This window comes from Streptomyces triticirhizae, assembly GCF_003696235.1.
Classification (GTDB): domain Bacteria; phylum Actinomycetota; class Actinomycetes; order Streptomycetales; family Streptomycetaceae; genus Streptomyces; species Streptomyces triticirhizae.
This window is the reverse complement of sequence record NZ_RFFJ01000149.1, coordinates 1-15356: the sequence shown is the minus strand read 5'-3', so window position 1 is coordinate 15356 and position 15356 is coordinate 1. Positions and strand designations below refer to the sequence as shown.

General features: G+C 71.0%; 15 protein-coding genes. 6 read left to right on the top strand and 9 right to left on the bottom strand.

Translation table 11 applies throughout. The annotated features are described in order from the left end of the window. Window positions 1-710: 710 nt before the first annotated feature. Window positions 711-1118 (bottom strand): hypothetical protein, encoded by a 408-nt coding sequence (locus tag EBN88_RS21995; protein ID WP_147472798.1) that lies wholly within the window; start codon window positions 1116-1118, stop codon window positions 711-713. 549 nt (window positions 1119-1667) lie between these two features. Here EBN88_RS21995 and EBN88_RS21990 point away from each other — a divergent pair. Then, window positions 1668-2723, top strand: a complete 1056-nt coding sequence (locus EBN88_RS21990; RefSeq protein ID WP_233580843.1) for a glycoside hydrolase family 99 protein — start codon at window positions 1668-1670, stop codon at window positions 2721-2723. On the opposite strand, the gene EBN88_RS21985 is transcribed toward EBN88_RS21990, so the two are convergent. After that, window positions 2706-3905, bottom strand: coding sequence for a TRM11 family SAM-dependent methyltransferase (locus EBN88_RS21985; RefSeq protein ID WP_158621483.1), 1200 nt, complete (start codon window positions 3903-3905; stop codon window positions 2706-2708). The two genes, EBN88_RS21990 and EBN88_RS21985, sit on opposite strands and share 18 nt — an antisense overlap. Here EBN88_RS21985 and EBN88_RS21980 point away from each other — a divergent pair. Continuing rightward, window positions 3904-4710, top strand: coding sequence for a class I SAM-dependent methyltransferase (locus EBN88_RS21980; RefSeq protein ID WP_122185640.1), 807 nt, complete (start codon window positions 3904-3906; stop codon window positions 4708-4710). The two genes, EBN88_RS21985 and EBN88_RS21980, sit on opposite strands and share 2 nt — an antisense overlap. Here EBN88_RS21980 and EBN88_RS21975 read toward each other — a convergent pair. The 4 genes from EBN88_RS21975 to EBN88_RS21960 all read right to left on the bottom strand — a co-directional run bounded on the left by EBN88_RS21975 (window position 4700) and on the right by EBN88_RS21960 (window position 8673). Beyond that, on the bottom strand, window positions 4700-5449 hold the full coding sequence (locus tag EBN88_RS21975; RefSeq protein ID WP_122185636.1) for a thioesterase II family protein: 750 nt from the start codon (window positions 5447-5449) through the stop codon (window positions 4700-4702). The genes EBN88_RS21980 and EBN88_RS21975 overlap by 11 nt on opposite strands. Window positions 5450-5566: 117 nt before the next feature. Next, window positions 5567-6514, bottom strand: a complete 948-nt coding sequence (locus EBN88_RS21970) for a cytochrome c oxidase assembly protein (protein ID WP_122185635.1) — start codon at window positions 6512-6514, stop codon at window positions 5567-5569. Between the two features lie 113 nt (window positions 6515-6627). Next, on the bottom strand, window positions 6628-7356 hold the full coding sequence (locus EBN88_RS21965) for a type 1 glutamine amidotransferase (RefSeq protein ID WP_122185634.1): 729 nt from the start codon (window positions 7354-7356) through the stop codon (window positions 6628-6630). 75 nt (window positions 7357-7431) lie between these two features. After that, window positions 7432-8673, bottom strand: coding sequence for a MurT ligase domain-containing protein (locus tag EBN88_RS21960; RefSeq protein ID WP_122185633.1), 1242 nt, complete (start codon window positions 8671-8673; stop codon window positions 7432-7434). Between the two features lie 229 nt (window positions 8674-8902). Between EBN88_RS21960 and EBN88_RS21955 the strand changes: the two genes are divergently transcribed. Both EBN88_RS21955 and EBN88_RS32435 read left to right on the top strand, forming a co-directional pair. Next, window positions 8903-9097 (top strand): hypothetical protein, encoded by a 195-nt coding sequence (locus tag EBN88_RS21955; protein ID WP_122185639.1) that lies wholly within the window; start codon window positions 8903-8905, stop codon window positions 9095-9097. A 448-nt stretch (window positions 9098-9545) separates the two neighbouring features. Then, window positions 9546-10433, top strand: a complete 888-nt coding sequence (locus tag EBN88_RS32435) for a hypothetical protein (RefSeq protein ID WP_158621481.1) — start codon at window positions 9546-9548, stop codon at window positions 10431-10433. Between the two features lie 42 nt (window positions 10434-10475). Here the strand turns inward: EBN88_RS32435 and EBN88_RS21940 are convergent, their stop codons facing one another. Beyond that, window positions 10476-11684 (bottom strand): ROK family protein, encoded by a 1209-nt coding sequence (locus EBN88_RS21940; protein WP_122185631.1) that lies wholly within the window; start codon window positions 11682-11684, stop codon window positions 10476-10478. Between the two features lie 17 nt (window positions 11685-11701). Here EBN88_RS21940 and EBN88_RS21935 point away from each other — a divergent pair, with 17 nt between their 5' ends. Continuing rightward, window positions 11702-12973, top strand: a complete 1272-nt coding sequence (locus EBN88_RS21935; protein WP_407703449.1) for an MFS transporter — start codon at window positions 11702-11704, stop codon at window positions 12971-12973. Window positions 12974-13066: 93 nt separating this feature from the next. Beyond that, entirely contained in the window at window positions 13067-13573 is a 507-nt protein-coding gene (locus EBN88_RS21930; protein ID WP_122185629.1) for a DUF4442 domain-containing protein, read from the top strand. On the opposite strand, the gene EBN88_RS21925 is transcribed toward EBN88_RS21930, so the two are convergent. Together EBN88_RS21925 and EBN88_RS21920 are read right to left on the bottom strand one after the other, a co-directional pair. Continuing rightward, window positions 13534-14199: a response regulator gene (locus tag EBN88_RS21925; RefSeq protein WP_122185628.1), complete on the bottom strand. Its 666-nt coding sequence runs from the start codon at window positions 14197-14199 to the stop codon at window positions 13534-13536. The two genes, EBN88_RS21930 and EBN88_RS21925, sit on opposite strands and share 40 nt — an antisense overlap. Further along, the coding region (locus EBN88_RS21920) for a sensor histidine kinase (protein WP_147472796.1) at window positions 14196-15356 on the bottom strand (1161 nt) is incomplete at its 5' end. The genes EBN88_RS21920 and EBN88_RS21925, both read right to left, overlap by 4 nt.

The following is a 15356-nucleotide window of genomic DNA, read 5'->3' as shown; positions in this document are numbered from 1 at the left end:
CGCTCCGCGGCCAAAGAAGACGGCGCTCCGCGCCTAACAGCAAGCCACTCCGTGCCAAACCGCCAAAGCCGCTCCGCGCCTAACAAGCCACTCCGTGGCCAAAACACAGCCGCTCCGCGGCACAAAACAAATGGCGCTCCGCGAAACAAAAGCCCCACCCCACAAATCCAATCCAAGAAAGGGCGCTCCGCGCCTAATAAAAACGCCACTCCGTGGCGATAAAACAAGCCGCTCCGCAGTCGAAAAACAACTCCGCACCAAAACAAGAGCACTTCACGGCTCTCCCAGCTACTCCGTAACCAAATACCCTAACTCACACCCAAAAGACACTCAAACCAACCGACTAAACCAACCAAAGAACTTCCAAACCACTCCACATCCAGAGTCCATGCACCCCCGCACAATCCATACAAAACACCACAACACAAACAAAACAACTCACACAGACCTAAAGCTAATTGCGAACTACCCACCCCACACCCCACACCCCATCAACTCCCCCTTGTCATTCCAGAGTTAATCCCCCACACCAAAGCACCCCCCAACCCCCAACCCAAAAGAAGTGGGTGACAGGCAGACGCCCTGCCTCTGCCTGTCACCCACTCCTGGATCGGTATCGTTTACCGTTCTCGGCTATCGTTCCAACCGTCAAAAGGCCGGCTCAACACACCCAGTTAGCCCGCACACACGGGATCAACCCCCACACCGGGTTAGCCCACGCGCACCGGGTCAGCCCACACGGACAAGATTTCGGTTACTGGGTGGGGGGAAACGCGCATTCCGGCGGCGGTCAGAACTGCCGCCACGGTGGTCTCCATTCCGTCATCCACCGCGTTCAACAAGCGGGTAGCCGGCCCCCGTTCATCCGTGCTCTCTTCCTCCATGGCGTCGAACAACTCATGCGGGACATGCCAACAGATCCCGACATGATCGGCCGGTTCGGCTGCGTTCATCGGCAACCCATCACCCCGAGTCAGGAAAACACCCACGTCGCCGTTCTCGTGCGCCACGGGCAGCCCCACACGTCGCAGGACCCCAACGACGCGTTCCACCAGATCGGCCGGCAGCAGCTGGTCCTCGGGTGTCCAGATGCGATCTTCCACAGGAATGGTCTCCATATCCCCATCTTGGCCCAGCGGCGGTGCGGCACGCAGATCACGCCGGAGAGGATGACGCCAACGAATGACGAGCCAAACAGACGGGCGGGCCGTCCGGCTGTTCGGGACCAGCCACGGGTGCAGCGAGGTGACTGGCCCCCACCACAGATTCCGAACGTCTCACCAGCGAGGACGGGCAGTGCGCACCGTTCGGCCACTCACGGAGGGTGCTGCGCACCGTGGGGTCGCCTGGCGCGATCGTGACGCAACTCCCCTACGGCCACCGACATTTCGCATCCGTGTTCCAAGGGGCAGAACGCGGTGGGAGCTTGCCACGGCACGGACTCCCGGTCAGGCCGGCCGCGTGGGATGTCGTTCCTTTCCGTTGATATATTGAGTTCTTGCGCGGAGTATGGACGGAATCCGGCAGGGCTCCTAGGGTCTGGGGTGCTCGGCGAGATCCTCCGCACCTTCAACGCGCAAGGACGTGACCTCGTGATGCCGAACTCCTCGATCTCAACCTCCCTCTCGAATCCCTCACTTGACCGGCGGCGCTTCCTGGCGGCCGGAGTGGGGCTGGGTGCCGCCGCGTTGGCGGCCCGGCCCGCCAACGCGGCGGAGCAGCCTCCCGAGGGCTCGCCTGGCTCGCCTGATGTGCACCTGTTCTACTACCCCTGGTATGGAAGCCCTTCGGTGCACGGGAGTTGGCGACACTGGCAGCAGGGTGGGAACCAGCCGCCGGAGTCGGTGGGGGCGGACTTCTACCCGCTGCTCGGCGCCTATGACGCCGGGGACGAGGAGGTCGTCGCCCAGCACATGCGGTGGGTGCGGCAGGCCGGCGTCGGGGTGGTGGCCACGACCTGGTGGGGGCAGGGAAGTTACGAGGACCAGCGGGTGCCGCTGCTCCTGGACGTGGCGGCGGAGCACGGCGTGGCCGTGGCCTGGCACCTGGAGCCGTACGAGGATCGGACGGCCCTCTCGACGGTGGAGGACGTCGCCTACATCAACGAGCGGTACGGGGACCATCCCGCGTTCTATCGGGACGCCGCCCATGGGGACCGGCCCGCGTTCTATGTGTTCAACAGCCTGCTCACCGAGGACTGGTCGGAGCTGGCCGCCGTGGGCGAGGAGAACATCGTCCTGGCGCAGACCACGGACGTTTCGCGGGTCGTGGACTTTCAGGGTCTCTACACCTACGCGGTGTTGACGGAGTTCGAGGGGTGGGCCGGTGTCGCCGAGTGGTGCCGGGCCAACGGTCGGATCTGGGCGCCGTCCGTGGGTCCCGGCTATGTCGACGACCGGGCGGTTCCAGGGAACACCACGGAGACCATCGATCGCGCCGACGGTGAGACCTATGACGCGATCTGGTCGGCGGTTCTCTCGCCCGAGAACGGGGGGCCGCCGGACTGGGTCTCGATCACGTCGTTCAACGAGTGGCACGAGGGGTCGACGATCGAGCCCGCGTCGTCCACTCCCCCGGTCGGACACAACTATCTGACGTATGACGGGGCTTATGGGACGACGGGCGAGGATTCGCCCACGGCCTATCTGGAGCGCACCCGGTACTGGGCCACCGTGTTCCGGAACATCCCACGGGGCGTGGGTGGTTCACCGGTTGTTCGGTGAGGGTGTGGCAGGGGTGCGGGATGTTCTCTGTTTGCGGCGGGCGGTGCGGGTGCGTTCGATGGTGTAGGCGTTCGGGTGGAGGCCGCCGGTGGAGACGGTGACCTCTTTCAGGACGCGTACGTCGCGGGTTCTCTCGACTGATTCACGCAGCAGTCTCTTGTCCTCCGTCAGCAGCACGGCGCGGCCGTCCGGGGTGAGGACGCGTGCCAGTTCGGCGAGGAATCGGGGGTAGAGCGTCCTGTTCGCCGCGTGGGAGCCGACGCGTTTCCCGAAGGGGAGGTTGGCCATGACGCGGTCGACGGTTCCGGGGCGGGCGGGTAGGGACGCGGCATCGGCGCGTAGGAGTGTGCCGGTGGGGAACAGGGGGTGGTTGGCGTGGGCCGCCGCGAGGGCTTCGGGGGATGTGTCGGAGCCGATCAGGGTGAGGTCAAGTCCGGTGTGTGCGGCCTCGACGAGGAGGGTGCCGGCGCCACAGAAGGGGTCCCAGACGGTGTTTCCTGGGCGTAGTTTGAGTAGTCGGATCATGAGGGCGCCGACCACGGGGTTGGTCGAGGCGGGAATGCGGCGCATTTCGGGGAATCGGCGGGAGAAGTAGAGGGCGCCGACCTGGGCGAGGAGGAGTTTTCCGCGTCGGACGAGGTTGATCTGCCAGTTGCGGGGGTCGTTTCGCCATCCGAGGTGGGATTCGAGGGCGTCACGCAGGGCGGGCCTGTTGGGCATGGCGTCGACGCGGAATCGGATGGATTCTTCTTCGCCGGCCAGGAGGCCGAGGACGCCGTGGCTTCGGGAGTGGCGGAGTGCGTCGACGGTCCTTGTGTGGTCGGGGTCGTCGTGTTCCCAGGGGCCGAGGACGATGGAGAAGGCCGAGTAGAGGCGGAGTTCGATCAGGGGGCGCAGGGGGCCTTTGATGTGGGTGACGACGGAGTCGGGGTAGGTGAGGGAAATGGAGTCGAGGAGGGGTTTTCCGATGTCGTGGCATTCCTGGAGGAGGCGTTCGACAACCCCGGGAATTCCTTCCAGGTGAATGGTGTCGTCCACGGGAACATCGAGTTTGATATCAGGTGCCACGGTTTTCCGAATCGTGTGGGAAACGAACGTCAGGAAAGGGTAGATTCTATCACGCGGAATTCGGTGTTTTATTGAGGTGCGGAGCCTGTTGGAGGGCGATACGGTCTGGCGCATGGATGACCAGGAGTGGTTGCGGCTGAACCGTGCGAACTGGGATGACCGGGTGCGGGTGCACGTCGGGAGCGAGTTCTACGACGTGGCGGGGTTTCGGGCGGGTGCTGACCCGTTGCGGCCGGATGAGGTGGCGGATGTGGGGGATGTGACGGGGCTTCGGCTGTTGCACCTTCAGTGTCATATGGGGCAGGACACGTTGGCGTGGGCGCGGCGGGGTGCGGTGGTGACGGGGGTGGACCTCTCGGAGGCGGCGGTGGGGGTGGCGCGGGAGTTGGCCGAGGAGTTGGGGTTGGCGGAGCGGGCGCGGTTCGTGGCGTCTGATGTGTATGAGGCGCGGGCGGCGCTGGGTGGGGAGCGGTTCGATGTGGTGTACACGGGTGGGGGGTCGTTGGTGTGGCTGCCGGATCTGTCCCGGTGGGCGGAGGTGGTGGCGGACTCGTTGCGGCCGGGGGGTTTTCTGTATCTGGCGGAGTTCCATCCGGTGACGGACATGTTGGATGAGGCTGGGGAGCGGGTGGTGTCCGACTACTTCGACATCGGTCCCGAGCGGGTGGACTATCCGTTCACGTATACGGATGGGCCGGAGTTGCGGCACACGGAGTCGGTGCAGTGGCGGCATCCGTTGGGTGAGGTGGTGTCGGCGGTGGCGGCGGCGGGGCTGCGGATCGAGTTTCTGCGGGAGCGTCCGCGCACGGTGTTCGGGCGGTTCTCGTCGTTGGAGCGGGACGCGTCGGGGCTGTACGGGTTTCCGGAGGGGCGGCCGGGGGTGCCGTTGATGTATGCGCTGCGGGCGGTCAGGGAGTGAGGGTGGTGAGGTGGTCGCGGATGGCGGCGATGACGGCGGGGGCGTGGTCGTTGAGGTAGAAGTGGCCGCCGGGGTAGGTGGTGAGGTCGAAGGCGCCGGTGGTGTGGCGTTTCCAGTCGCGGACCTCGTCGAGGGTGGCGAGGTGGTCGTTGTCGCCGACGAGGGCGAGGACGGGGCTGGTGAGGGTGGGGCCCTCGGGGTGGCGGTAGGTTTCGACGGCCTGGTAGTCGGCGCGGACGGCGGGCAGGACCATGGCCTGGATCTCGGGGTCGTCGAGGAGGCGGGCGTCGGTGCCGCCGAGGGAGCGGATCTCGGCGAGGATGCCGTCGTCGGAGCGCTGGTGGACGTTCTCTTCGCGGTGGCGGCTGGGGGCGCGGCGGCCGGAGGCGATGAGGGTGAGGGGCGGGGTGCCTGCCTGGGTGAGGCGGCGGGCGGTCTCGTAGGCGACGAGGGCGCCCAGGCTGTGGCCGAAGAGGGCCAGGGGCCGGTCGGTGAAGGGTTGGATGGCGGCGGCGACGCCGTCGGCGAGGTCCTCGATGGTGGTGAGGGGTGGTTCGGTGCGGCGGTTCTGCCGGCCCGGGTACTGGATGGCGAGGACGTCGATGTCGGGTGCGAGGGCGGCGGAGACGGGGTGGAAGTAGCTGGCGGCGCCGCCGGCGTGGGGGAGGCAGGCGAGGCGGACGGGTGCGTCCGGTCGCGGGTGGAAGCGTTGTGTCCATGCGGTGCCGGTGCTGCTCACCGTGTCCCCCTGTGTCGGCGTGGTGTGACCGGCGCGCGTGTGGTCGGTGCGCCGGTCGGCTCAACGTAGGTTAGACGGTGGGGAGTTCGGCTGTCAGGTCGGCTTGTGGGGTGGGGGTCAGCCTCGGTTGCCGAGCTGGGCGAGGTAGGTGTTGTAGGCGGCGAGTTCGGCGTCGCCGTCGCGGTCGGCGGCGCGGTCGAGGCGGCGGGATGTGCGTTGTTCGGCGACGTACCACTGGACGACGAGGGCGAGGAGCACGATCACGGTGGGGATCTCGCTGAAGGCCCAGGCGATGCCGCCGGCGGCGGACTGGTCGGAGAGGGCGTCGGTGCCGAGGGTGGTGGGGATGTCGGCGTAGGAGTCGACGAGGGGTTCGCTGGCCATCATGAGGGCGATGCCGAAGAAGGCGTGGAACGGCATGGTGGCGAAGAGTTCCAGCATCCGCATGAGGTGGCCGGCGCGGCGGGGGCCTGGGTCGACGCCCATGATGGGCCAGAAGAAGGCGAGGCCGACGGCGAGGAAGTGGATCATCATCGCGAGGTGGCCGACGCGGCTGTCCATGAGGGTGTCGAACAGCGGGGTGAAGTAGAGGCCGTAGAGGCTGGCGATGAAGAGCGGGATGGTGAACAGGGGGCTGGTGACGGCGCGGACGTAGCGGCTGTGGAGGAGGGTGACGAGCAGCTCGCGGGGTCCGGTGCGGCCTCGGCCCGCGGCGGGCAGGGCGCGCAGGAGGAGGGTGACGGGGGCGCCGAGGAGCAGCAGGATCGGGGAGACCATGCTGATCACCATGTGCTGCACCATGTGGGCGCTGAAGAGCACCATGCCGTAGTCGTTGAGGCGGGTGGCGGTGACGGCGGCGATGGAGAGCACGCCGAGGGCGAACGCGAGGGTGCGGCCGGCGCTCCAGGTGTCGCCTCGGCGTCGGAGGCGGGCGACGCCGTAGCCGTAGAGGGCCAGGGCGAGGAGGCAGCCGACGAGGAAGACGGGGTCGCCGCCGAGTTCGAGTGCGCGTCCCGGTGTGAGGGGCGGCAGTTCGCTGTGGCCGCCGTGGTCGCCGTGGCCCATCGTGTACTCCCTGTGCTGTGCGCGCTGTGCTGTTGCGCGGTTGCGCCTGCCAGCCTAGGGAACGGGCTGGTGGGCGTGGTGGCCGGGGTCCTTCGGGGCCCCGGCCGGGTGGGTCAGGCGGGGGCGGTGGCGGCGGCGATGCGTTCGGCGCGGAGGGCCTCGTACCAGCGGTCGTCGACGGGTGGGAGGGCGTTGACGTCGAGGGTGAGTTTGAGGAGCAGGTCGGCGATCTGGGGGTTGCGGGCGAGGACGGGGCCGTGCATGTAGGTGCCGAAGACGGTGCCCATCCAGGCGCCTTCGGTGCCGTCGCCGGTGCCGTTTCCGTTGCCGAGGCGGACCTGGGCGAAGGGGCGGGCCTGGGGGCCGATGCGGGTGATGCCCTGGTGGTTCTCGAAGCCGGTGAGTTGGGGGAGGCCGAGTTGGGGGTCGATGTCGGCGAGGACGTCGCCGACGCAGCGCTGTCCGGGGCCGCGTTCGCTGACGACGTCGAGGAGGCCGAGGCCCTGCTGGCGGTGGCCGAGGTCGTTGATGAACTCGTGGCCGATGATCTGGTAGCCGGCGCAGACGGAGAAGACGATGGCGCCGTTCTGGACGGCGCGGGTGAGGCCGCCGTCGCGGAGGAGGCGTTCGGCGGCGAGGCGTTGGGGGCGGTCTTCGCCGCCGCCGATGAGGTAGATGTCGCCGGAGGTGGGGAGGGGCTGGTCGGAGCGGACGTCGAGGCGTTCGACGCGCAGGCCGCGTTGGTGGGCTCGGCGTTCGACGACGAGCACGTTGCCCTGGTCGCCGTAGGTGCTCAGGAGGTCGGGGTAGACCCAGACCAGGCGGAGGCCTGAGGTGCTCATGGACGCTGTCGTTCCTCTCGGTCTTCCGTGTCTTCCGGGTTCCGTGTCTTCCGGGGGTCTCGGGGGTCTCGGGGTTCAGTTGCCGACGACGCGGCGGAGGTCCTGGAAGGCGGTGTAGTTGGCGATGGCCTCGATGCGGCCGGGGGGGAGCTGGGGGATGGCCTGGTCGAGGGTGTCGAAGACGCGGAAGTCGACGCCGGCGACCTCCAGGCGGACGGCGAGGTCGAGGCGGCGGTCGCCGATGACGGCGATGGGGTGGCCGGCGAGGCGGGTGTAGTCGACGTCCCAGAGCCAGGAGGTGTCGGTGCCGTCGGCGCTGCGGGCGTTGACGGAGAGCAGGACGGGGGCGGGTGGGGGGTCGATGAGGGAGAACGTTTCGAGCCAGCCGGCGGGGTTCTTGGCGAGGAGGAGGCGGATGTCGCGGCCCTGGTAGCTCACGACGTCGTAACGGCCGGCGACGGCGGTGACGGACTCCATGCGTTGGAGGGCCACCTGGGGGTGGACGCCGAAGGTGGCGGCGACGGCGGTGGCGGTGGTGGCGTTGGCCTGGTTGGCGCGTCCTGGGAGTTGGAGGCGGATGGGCCAGGCGGAGCCGTGGGGGTCGATGACCTGTCCGTTGGAGAGGACCCAGGTGGGGGCGGGGCGGCCGAAGCCGCATTCGCCGCAGGCCCAGTTGGTGTCGTCGGGGCGGTGCATGACGCCGCCGCAGGCGGGGCAGGACCAGGCGTCGTCCTTCCACTCCTGGCCGGCGGCGACCCAGACGACGTTGGCGGAGGAGGAGGCGGCCCAGACGACGAGGGGGTCGTCGGCGTTGGCGACGACGATGGCCTTGGAGTCCTGGAGGCCTTCGCGCCAGCGTTCGGCGAGCATCCGGGTCTCGGCGGCGCGGTCGAGCTGGTCGCGGGAGAGGTTGAGGAGCGCGACGATCTTGGGGTGGACGTCGTTGGCGACGGTGGTGAGGTATTTCTCGTCGACCTCGATGACGCCGTAGCGGGCTTCCGCTCCGCCGGAGAGGGCGGAGGTGATGCCGGCGGGCATGTTGGCGCCGAGGGCGTTGGAGACGACGGGGCCGCCGGCGCGGAGGGCTTCGGCGATGAGTCGGGTGGTGGTGGTCTTGCCGTTGGTGGCGGAGACGAGGACCACGTCGAGGTGGCCGGCGAGGCGGGAGAGGAGTTCGGGGTCGAGTTTGAGGGCGACCTTGCCTCCGATGACCGATCCGCTGCCTCGGCCGGCGGCTCGGGATACGGCTGCCGCCGCCTTGCCCGCCGTCACGGCGAACTTGGCGCGCGGGGACAACGGCTGAGTGCTGTCTGCCATCGGGTTTCTTCCTCCTCGCCCTCGAACAGGGGTCAGCCTATCGAGGTCTGGGTCGGGTCCCGCACCGTGGCGCGGTGTGGGGTGGCGGCGTGGTGTCGCGGTGGTGCTGACGGGGTGTGAGTTCCGCGGCTCGACACCGATTTTCGCCCATATGACCTTTTCAACCGATATTTGCCTTTTGCTCTGCTTAGAGTGCTTGCAGAACGCCGCCGGCCGCTGGGGAGTGCTCATGGTCCTGTCTGTCTCGGGAGTCGTCCTGCTGGGTGCCGTGGTGGTCCTGTTCTTTCGCAAGGACGGGCTCAAGCCGACGCACGCGCTGGTGTGTGCCCTGTTCGGTTTCTATCTGGCGGGGACGTCGGTGGCGCCGAGCATTCACGAGGGTGGGGCGCGGCTGGCGCACCTGCTCGGCGGGATCGCGCTGTAGTCGGCGCGTGGTGCGGGTCGTCGGGGTCGGGGGTGGGGTGCGGGCGAGGGTGGCGTGGGGCGTGGCCGGGTGGGTGGGGTGGGTGCCGTGGGCGCTGGTGCGGGGGGTGACGCGGCTGGCGGTGGCGGCGTGGTGGTGGGGGGCGCGGGGGCGGCGGCGGCTTCCGGTGGTGGGGGCGGTCGCGGGGTCGGGGGTGGCGTTGTGCGCGGTGGCGGTGTGGCTGCCGGCGGTGGGGGTGGCCGCGACGGTGGTGTTGTTGGGGGTGGCTCTGGCTCTGGGGTGGGGGGATGGGCCGCCGACCTGGTCGGCGGGGCGGTGGTGTGGGGGCGGTCGCGGCGGTGCGGGTGGCGGGTGCGCGGGGTGCGCTGGCTGTTCGGCCGAAGGGCGTGGGGGTGGGGTGCGGCGGGGTGGTCGGGGGTGGCTGGAGGGGCGGGAGGAGGCGGCGTCGGTGGAGCCGTGGCCGGTGGGGGTGGTGGCGCAGCGTTTCGTGGTGGGGCCGGGTGAGGTGGTGTTGGGGTGCACGGATGCCTCGACGGCGGACCGGTCGGTGCCGGCGGTGGGGGTGTCGGGGGCGGTGGAGGTGGCGCCGCTGGTGTGGCGGACGGGGGCGCGGTCGTGTGAGCCGCACCTGTTGGCGGTGGGGTCGCCGGGGGCCGGGGGGACGGGTCTGCTGCGGTCGGTGGCGTTGCAGGCGTTGGGGTGGGCGGATGTGGTGCTGGTGGACGGTGGGGGCTCGGGCGGGTTCGGGTGTTTCGCGGGGCGGGTGGGGGTGTGGGGGGTGGAGTCGACGCCGGAGGGGGCGGTGGCGGGCCTGGCGTGGGTGGCGCGGGAGACGGAACGGCGGCTGTTGTTGGATGGCGAGGGGCGGCGCGCTGAGCGGCCGTTGTGGGTGGTGGTGGACCGGCCGGTGGTGTTGGCGCATCGGGCGTGGGCGGCGGGTGCGGGTGACCCGCTGGGGTGGTTGGACGTTCCGCTGCGGTACGGGCGGGAGGCGGGGGTGACGGTGGCGTTGGCGGAGCAGGTGGGGGTGTGGGCGTCGTTGGGCGGTGGGGTGTTGGGGTGTGTGGGGGCGCGGGTGGCGTTGGGGGCGTTGACGGTGGAGCAGGTGTCGGGGGTGTTGGGGTGGGCGCCGCCGTTGGGTGCGGTGCCGGGGGCGGGGGCGGGGTTCGCGCGGTTGGGTGCGGGGCCGGTGTGTCGGCTGCGGGTGCCGGTGACGCCCGATCCGTGGGACGAGGCGGCGGAGATGGCCCATCGGCGCGCGGTGTGGGAGCTGTTGCCGGCGCCGGTGGGGACGGGGGGAACGGGGGTTGAGGCGGACCCGAGCGGGACGTGCTGACCGTTCCGGCCGTCGCGTCCGGTGTCGCGTCCCGGTGTCGCGTCAGGTGGGGAGGGCGGCGAGGGGGTCGTCGAGGACGGGTTGCCAGGCGAGCTCGGCGGCGCCGACGAGGCTGTTGTAGTCGAGGACGCAGGCGGAGACGGGGACGGTGCCGCTCCTCCCCCACAGGCTGCGGGTTTCGACGAGGCCGCGGAGGCGTTGGGGATCGGCCTCCAGCAGCCAGCGGTGGAGGCCGCCGAGGATGATGCGGTCGGGGTTGAGGATGTTGACCAGGCCGGCGAGGCCGAGGCCGAGGCGGTCGATGACGGCGTGGGCGGCGGCACGGACGGCGGGGTCGGTGGCGTACTCGGCGCGCAGCAGGTCGCGGGCCTGGTCGAGGAGGGAGCCCTCGGGTCCGGGGGTGCGGCCGGCGGCTTCGAGGAGGGCGAGGGGATCGGTCTCGACGTCGAGGCAGCCTCGGCTGCCGCAGTGGCAGGGGCGGCCGGTGGGGTCGACGGTGAGGTGGCCGACCTCCATGGCGAGGCCGGCGCTGCCGGAGTGGAGGCGGCCGTCGAGGACGAGGGCGCCGCCGACGCCCCGGTGGCCGGTGGCGACGCACAGCAGGTGGGCGGCGCCTCGGCCGGCGCCGTGGCGGTGTTCGGCGAGGGCGGCGAGGTTGACGTCGTTGCCGCAGTAGCCGGGGGCGGTGATGCCGGCTTCGGCGAGGCACTCGTTGAAGATGTCCCGCACGGGGGCGCCGGCGGGCCAGGCGAGGTGGAGGGGGTTGAGGGCGGTGCCCTCGGGTTCGGCGACGGCGGAGGGGACGGCGAGGCCGGCGCCGACGCAGTGGCGGCCGGTCTCGCGCAGCAGGTCGGCGCCGGCGGCGACGACCTCGCCGAGGATCTGTTTGGGGTCGGCGGCGACGGTGGTGCAGGCGGGGGTGGTGGCGTGGAGGCGGCCGCCGAGTCCGACGAGGGCGGCGCGGAAGCCGTCGGCGTGGACCTGGGCGGCGAGGGCGACGGGGCCGCCGGGGTCGATGGCCAGGCGGTGGGAGGGGCGGCCGTGGCTGCCGGTGGCGCCGCCTGGTCGGGAGTCGACGGTGATCAGGCCGAGGGTCTGGAGTTCGCTGGCGACGGCGCCGGCGGTGGCGCGGGTGACGCCGAGGGCGGTGGTGAGGACGGCTCGGGTCGGGGCGCGGCCGGTGTGGACGAGTTCCAGCGCGGGGCCCAACGCGTTTCGGCCACGTTCCAGTCTGGTACGGGTGTGGGTCACGCCCCTATTCTGGCTTTGTGACTTCAATAAACAAACTACGGGCGATGATCTCGTCCGGAGCGGGCGGGAGGGGTGCTGACCAGGGGCCCGCGGCACGTCAACTGTTGAGGATACGCGTGGCGTTGACGGCGTTCTTCGCGGTGGACGGCTTTGTGTTCGCGGGGTGGGTGGTGCGGATTCCGGACGTCAAGGAGCGGACGGGGGCGTCACCGAGCGCGTTGGGCTTGGCGCTGTTGGGGGTGTCGGTGGGCGCGGTGGTGACGATGACGTTGACGGGGCGGCTGTGTCAGCGGTACGGAAACCATCGGGTGACGGTGTGGGCGGGGGCGTTGCTGGTGGCGAGCGTGGCGTTGCCGGCGCACGCGGGGTCGGCGGTGGCGTTGGGTGCGGTGCTGTTGCTCTTCGGGGCGGGGTTCGGCGCGGTGAACGTGGCGGCGAACAGCGCGGCGGTCGATCTGGTGGCGGCGTTGCGGCGGCCGGTCATGCCGAGCTTTCACGCGGCGTTCAGCCTGGGCGGGATGCTGGGGGCGGGGCTGGGCGGGCTGCTCGCCGACCGGTTGGGGGTGGCGCGGCATCTGGCGCTGTTGGCGGCGTTGGGCCTGGTCGTGGTGGTGTGGGCGGGGCGGACGCTGTGGCGGGAGTCGGCGGGCGGGGGTCAGGGGGCGGGGTCCGGTGCGGGCTCGGCGGTGGAGGAGCGTGGGTCCGGGGCGGCCGGGGGTGGCGTGCGGCGGGGCTCGGTGGGGTGGCTGGTGGGGGTGTTGGGGCTGATCGCGCTGTGCACTACGTACGGGGAGGGCGCGATGGCGGACTGGAGCGCGCTGCATCTGAAGGAGACGTTGGGCGCGAGCGCGGGGGTGGCGGCGGCCGGGTACTCGGTGTTCGCGATGGCGATGACGGTCGGGCGGTTGACGGGGTCGGCGGTGCTGGCGCGGCTGGGGGCGACGCGGGCGCTGGTGGCGGGGGGCGCGTTGGGGGCGGCGGGGATGCTGCTGGGCGCGTTGGCGCCGACGCTGTGGCTGGCGCTGGTGGGGTTCGCGCTGACGGGGCTCGGGCTGGCCAACGTCTTCCCCATCACCATAGGGACGGCTGGGCAGTTGGCGGGGCCGCGCGGGGTGGCGATGGCGTCGACGATCGGGTACGGGGGGATGCTGGCGGGGCCGGTGGCGATCGGGTTTCTGGCGGACTGGTTCAGCCTGGCGGCGGCGCTGGTGACGGTGGCGGTGCTGTCGGGGGTGGCGGCGGTGACCAGCTGGGCGACGCGGGAGGCGCTGCGTCGGGGAACGGCGTGACGGGGCGGGGCCGGGGGTGGCGACGGAACCGGCGGCGGAAGTGGTGACAGATGTCATTACCGGCGGGTAACTGGGTCTGATAACTTTCCGGTTATGGCCCTTCGTTCCGTGAGTCCTCGCTGGCTCTGCCGTCTGATGCGCTGGTGGCCGCCGTTCCGCGCGGCGGGGATCAGGGTGCCGCACATCGCCGACGACTGGAGCGCGGCGCGGGTGCGGATGCGGTTGGGCCGGCTCAACCGCAACTACTTCGGGACCCAGTTCGGCGGCTCGCTGTACTCGATGTGCGATCCCTTCTGGGCGATGTTGGTGCTGCACCGGCTGGGGCCCGGCTATGTGGTGTGGGACAAGGCGGCGGAGATCGAGTATGTCGCGCCGGGGCGGGGCGACGTGTTCGTGGAGTTCGCGCTGGACGAGGAGCGGGTGGAGGAGATACGCCGGGCCACCGCCGACGGTGACAAGGCGCTCCCCTGGTTCGACTGCGTGGTGCGCGCCGAGGACGGTTCGACGGTGGCCCTGGTGCGGAAGCAGCTGTATGTGCGGCGCAAGCGGCCGACGGCCGTTCAGCCGAGCCAGCCGGGGCGGACGAGCCCGGACTCGTAGGCGGCGACGACGAGTTGGGCGCGATCGCGGGCGCCGAGCTTGACCATGGCGCGGCTGACGTGGGTCTTGGCGGTGAGCGGCGAGAGGACCAGCCGGCGGGCGATCTCGTTGTTGGACAGGCCGAGGCCGACGAGGGCGAGGACCTCGCGTTCCCGGTCGGTGAGGTCGGTCAGCGGCAGGGCCTGCTCGGGGGTCTTGGAGCGGGCGGCGAACTCGGCGATCAGGCGGCGGGTGACGCCCGGGGAGAGCAGGGCGTCCCCGGCGACGACGGCGCGGGTGGCGCGCAGCAGTTCCTCGGGTTCGGTGTCCTTGACGAGGAAGCCGGAGGCGCCGGCGCGGATCGCCTCGAAGACGTAGTCATCCAACTCGAAGGTGGTGAGCATCACGACGCGTACGGAGGCGAGTTCAGGGTTTCCGGTGATGCGGCGGGTGGCGGCCAGGCCGTCGAGGACGGGCATCCGGATGTCCATCATGACGAGGTCGGGGCGCAGTTCGGCGACGTGGGTCAGGGCCTGCTGACCGTCGGCGGCCTCGGCGACGACCTCGATGTCGGGCTGGGCGTCCAGCAGTGCCCGGAAGCCGGCCCGGACCAGGGCCTGGTCGTCGGCGAGCAGGACGCGGATCATCCGGTCTCCCGTGGGGTGTCGGGGGTGGCTGGGCCCGGGTGGGTGTGCGGCAGGTGGGCGGTGACGGTGAAGCCGCCGTCGGCGCGGGTGGTGGCGGTGACGTCGCCGCCGAGGGCGGCGGCCCGCTCCCGCATCCCGACCAGGCCGTTGCCGCCGTCGGCGCTCGGGCCGCCGGTGGCGGGGCCGGCGTCGTCCACGGTCAGTCGCAGCCCGTCGGGAGCGTAGCGCAGCCGCACGTGCGCGGTGCGGGAGGCGGAGTGCCGCACGGTGTTGGTGAGAGCCTCCTGCACGATGCGGAAGGCGGCCAGGTCGGTGCCGGGCGGCAGGTCGGTGGGCTCGCCCTCGGTGGTGAGGGTGACGTCCAGGCCGGCGTCCCGGGCCTGGGCGAGGAGTTCGGGCAGCCGGGCGACTCCGGGTGAGGGAGCGCGGGGTGCCGCTCCCGGGGTGCGCAGTGCCTCCAGCACCTGGCGGACCTCTCCGAGGGCCTCCTTGCTGGCCGCCTTGATGGTGGTCAGCGAGGTGCGGGCCTGTTCGGGGTCGCTGTCGAGCAGGGCGAGGCCGACGCCGGCCTGCACATGGATCACCGAGATGCTGTGGGCGAGGATGTCGTGCAACTCGCGGGCGATGCGCAGCCGTTCCTCGTCGGCGCGGCGGCGGGTGGCCTCGGCGCGTTCCCGTTCCTCGCGCAGTTGGCGTTCCCTGCGGGCCCTGGCGAGTTCGGCCAGGGCCAGCAGGGCGACGATCCAGGCGGCGGTGGCGGTGTCGGCGGCCCAGTCGGTGGGCGGGTCGCCGTCGGGTGGCAGCCAGCGGTAGAGCCAGTGGCCGGCGGCCAGCCGGCCCAGCCACAACGCGCCGAGCGCGCCCCAGGCGGCCCGTCGGTGCCCGGTGCGGGCGGCGTCGAAGGTGCCGATGAGGACGCTGAGGAAGACCGGACCGAAGGGGTAGCCGGCGTTGAGGTAGGCGAGGGTGACGAGCGCCGTGCCCCAGGCGACCGCCGCCGGGTGGTGGCGGCGGGCCAGGAGCAGCAGCGGCCCGGCGGCCAGCAGCGCGTAGCCGGCCGGGTCGAGCGCGACGCGTTCGGCCTGGTCCTGGGCGGCGAAGTGGCCGCCGACCAGCTGCGCCGCGAGGACGGCCGCCGTGGTGGCCCACGGCGGCCG